The organism is Candidatus Neomarinimicrobiota bacterium, assembly GCA_036476315.1.
Lineage (GTDB): Bacteria > Fidelibacterota > Marinisomatia > Marinisomatales > S15-B10 > JAZGBI01.
Genome location: JAZGBI010000033.1, coordinates 1 through 2,669, shown reverse-complemented (window position 1 = coordinate 2,669; position 2,669 = coordinate 1). Strand labels below are relative to the sequence as shown.

General features: G+C 48.4%; 2 protein-coding genes. Both read right to left on the bottom strand.

The genetic code is table 11. The annotated features are described in order from the left end of the window. On the bottom strand, window positions 1–658 hold a 658-nt coding region (locus tag V3U24_03725), incomplete at its 3' end, for a serine/threonine-protein kinase (protein ID MEE9166559.1). 11 nt (window positions 659–669) lie between these two features. Then, on the bottom strand, window positions 670–2,669 hold a 2,000-nt coding region (locus tag V3U24_03720; protein ID MEE9166558.1), incomplete at its 5' end, for a protein kinase.

The following is a 2,669-nucleotide window of genomic DNA, read 5'->3' as shown; positions in this document are numbered from 1 at the left end:
CAGCATCATGTTCTCCTTTGAAAGGTAGTTGACCGGTAGCCATCTCGTACATCACAACACCAAATGAGAATAGATCGCTTCTGCGGTCAACTTCCAACCCTTCCGCTTGCTCTGGTGACATATACGCGAAAGTACCCCGGGTACTTCCCTCCTTGGTAACCCTCGTCACTCCTTTCCGCTTCGCCAGGCCAAAGTCCATGATCTTCACAAGTCCTGTTTTGGAAACCATTATGTTTTCTGACTTGATGTCTCTATGAATGATTTCCTTTTCGTGTGCGGCATTCAATCCATCTGCCACAGCGATGACAATATTCAACAGTTCTTTGGTCTTCAAGGGTCCCTTTTCTACCTTGTCCTTCAAAGTCTCACCTTCTACGTATTCCATGGCAATGAAGGTTTGCCTGCCCGCTGTGGCGGGATCCTCTACCTCATCAATCTCGTAGATGGTCATGATATTTTGATGGTTAAGGGCTGATGCAGCTTTGGCCTCGTGGATGAAGCGTTGCTTATCCTCTTCGCTGCTGGTTAGGTGGGCGGGAAGAAACTTCAGCGCAACATAGCGGTCGAGCTTGGTGTCCTCTGCCTTGTATACGACTCCCATCCCGCCTTCGCCTAGTTTCTCAAGGATCCTGTAATGGGATATGGTTTTGTCGATCATCACGCTGGCGATCAAAGTGTTCCGCTGAATCTTCGCTTGAATGCTTCGTGACGAGTCTTCACTTCCGAAAGGAGGATCTGAAACTCTTCGGTAGCTCGAATACTTTCAAGCAGTGGGTCACTGTTTATATAAGGATAATTGATGAAGCCTTTGCTTGAGGCTTCCAAGCTCTTCAAGGCTAGATTTGTTTCTCCTGCCAGCGCATAGAAGTGGGTGAATCGATAGAGCATTTCATGATCAACGACATTTCTTTCTTCTAAAGACTTTGTGATGCTTCGAACGCGCTTGAAATTTCCTCGCGCAGCCTCCTTGTACGTTTTTCCGAAGAGACTCCAAAGGTTAGATGGATCGACCTTCGTGCAAGAATCGAAAATAGCAAAAGCCCGCTGCCAATCCTTGGAATAGTAATACGCCATCCCCTGGTAGAAAAGCGAAATAACATCAATGGGTTGTCCAGCAGCACTGCGCCGCTCAATTGCGCTATCCGCCAACGAGACCGCAGCGAGGTATTCTCCTTTATAAATCAAGGCTTTCGTGATTTGAATCTGGCTATAAAATAGGCTGGCAAAACTGGAATCGAGTGCCTGTGCACGTACGTACATTTCGATCGATTCATCCATCATCCCACCGTATCGATAGACATAACCGAGACTCCGATAGAATTCCGGGGCATTGGGATTCACGCTCAACGCCTGCTGTAACAGAAGAGCAGCTTCGTCAACCTTCCCGGTCTCTGCATAGAAATGCGCAAGTCCGGAGATGGCATACGGAAGTTCGCCATTCAATCTGAGGGCTCGGTCATAAGCTCGCTTTGCCAATTCATAATAGCCCTCCCGGTTTCCAGCAAATTGGGCATACAATCGATATGCCCGACCAAGGGAAGCCCAGGCCAGTGAATAGGTTGAATCCAGCTGAACTGATTTCTCGAGGAGCTGGACCTGATTGGCGTAGTCAGTAGCGGTCACCGATGGATTTGCCACTGCTTTAAGGAAATACTCGTAGGCAATGGGATTAGAAGGCACGTCCTTTCGTAGTCTTACTTCTTCCTCCGGCGACAAATGCAACTTTAGACCCGCAATGATTTTCCGTGAGATGGAATCCTGGACGGTGAAAATATCCGAATACTCGACCTCAATAGGCTCTCGCCAGACGATTTCGTTCCGGGAAACGTTTACAAGTTGAGCGTTGAGTCTGAAGCGATCCCCTTCCTTCATATAGCTGCCGGTCAAGACGACCTCCACGTCCAGATCACGGGCCACTGACGAAAGGTCAATCTCAGCGCCCTCATACTTACGAATGGCGCTTGATGGACGAACGACGACACTCTGAACGTAATCTAACTTTGTGATAATTTGATCAGCAAGCGAAAAGCCAAGAAAGTCTGTTCCGGGATCATTTCGAACACTTTCGAATGGGAGTACTGCGATCTTAGTTAAGCCGACTGAAGCCTCTATCCTGGAAGACCGTGAAGTGAGGAACCACAAACTGGCTGCAATGAATAGAACTAAGACAGATGTAGGGACAAGCCAAACTGGCATCTTTTTTGATTCTCTCATTCCCGGAATTTTCGCTTGGGTGGTAGTTGTTCGTCCCGATTCCAAGTCCTTCTTCAACCTTTTCAGATCAGCCGCCAGATCGTCTGCGTGCTGGTAACGGTCTTCAGGTTCTTTCTCCAACGCTTTGTGGATGAACCGTTCAAGTTCCTTTGGAGTGTTGGGATTTATCGAGCCAACCAGTATAGGAGCCTCATTGACAATAGCATACAATACAGCCGCATCATGCTCTCCTTTGAATGGGAGTTGACCGGTCGCCATTTCGTACATCACCACGCCAAAAGAGAAAAGGTCACTCCGGCGGTCCACCGTCAACCCCTCCGCTTGCTCCGGTGACATATACGCCAAAGTACCCAGGGTACTTCCCTCCTTGGTAACCCTCGTCACTCCTTTCCGCTTCGCCAGGCCAAAGTCCATGATCTTCACAAGTCCTGTTTTGGAAACCATTATGTTTTCTG